This is a genomic window from Streptosporangium sp. NPDC001559 (assembly GCF_042893955.1).
Taxonomy (GTDB): Bacteria; Actinomycetota; Actinomycetes; order Streptosporangiales; family Streptosporangiaceae; genus Streptosporangium.
Genome location: NZ_JBIAVG010000054.1, coordinates 1 through 1,029 on the forward strand (window position 1 = coordinate 1; position 1,029 = coordinate 1,029).

Genomic DNA, 1,029 nt, shown 5'->3' on the forward strand with positions numbered 1-1,029 from the left:
GCTGAGAACTTAAGCGCCAGTAAACGGCGGTGGTAACTATAACCATCCTAAGGTAGCGAAATTCCTTGTCGGGTAAGTTCCGACCTGCACGAATGGCGTAACGACTTCCCCGCTGTCTCAACCGCAGACCCGGCGAAATTGCACTACGAGTAAAGATGCTCGTTACGCGCAGCAGGACGGAAAGACCCCGGGACCTTCACTATAGCTTGACATTGGTGTTTGGAACGGTTTGTGTAGGATAGGTGGGAGACGGTGAAGCATCGACGCTAGTTGGTGTGGAGTCATTGGTGAAATACCACTCTGGTCGTTTTGGATGTCTAACCTGGGTCCGTGATCCGGATCAGGGACAGTGTCTGGTGGGTAGTTTAACTGGGGCGGTTGCCTCCTAAAGGGTAACGGAGGCGCCCAAAGGTTCCCTCAGCCTGGTTGGTAATCAGGTGTTGAGTGTAAGTGCACAAGGGAGCTTGACTGTGAGACCGACGGGTCGAGCAGGAGCGAAAGCTGGGACTAGTGATCCGGCGGTGGCTTGTGGAAGCGCCGTCGCTCAACGGCTAAAAGGTACCCCGGGGATAACAGGCTGATCTTCCCCAAGAGTCCATATCGACGGGATGGTTTGGCACCTCGATGTCGGCTCGTCGCATCCTGGGGCTGGAGTAGGTCCCAAGGGTTGGGCTGTTCGCCCATTAAAGCGGTACGCGAGCTGGGTTTAGAACGTCGCGAGACAGTTCGGTCCCTATCCGCTGCGCGCGCAGGAGACTTGAAAGGGGCTGTCCCTAGTACGAGAGGACCGGGACGGACGAACCTCTGGTGTGCCAGTTGTTCCGCCAGGAGCATGGCTGGTTGGCTACGTTCGGGAGGGATAACCGCTGAAAGCATCTAAGCGGGAAGCTCGCCTTGAGATGAGGTCTCCCACCTTGTGAGAGGGTAAGGCCCCCAATGGACGATTGGGTTGATAGGCCGGGTGTGGAAGCGCGGTAACGTGTGGAGCTGACCGGTACTAATAGGCCGAGGACTTGACCTCAAGGTTTT

At 56.6% G+C, this 1,029-nt stretch carries 1 rRNA gene; it reads left to right on the forward strand.

What is annotated here, in order from left to right:
* A 23S ribosomal RNA gene (locus ACFYY8_RS42130) occupies positions 1-1,021 on the forward strand; the annotation flags it as partial.
* Positions 1,022-1,029 lie beyond the last annotated feature (8 nt).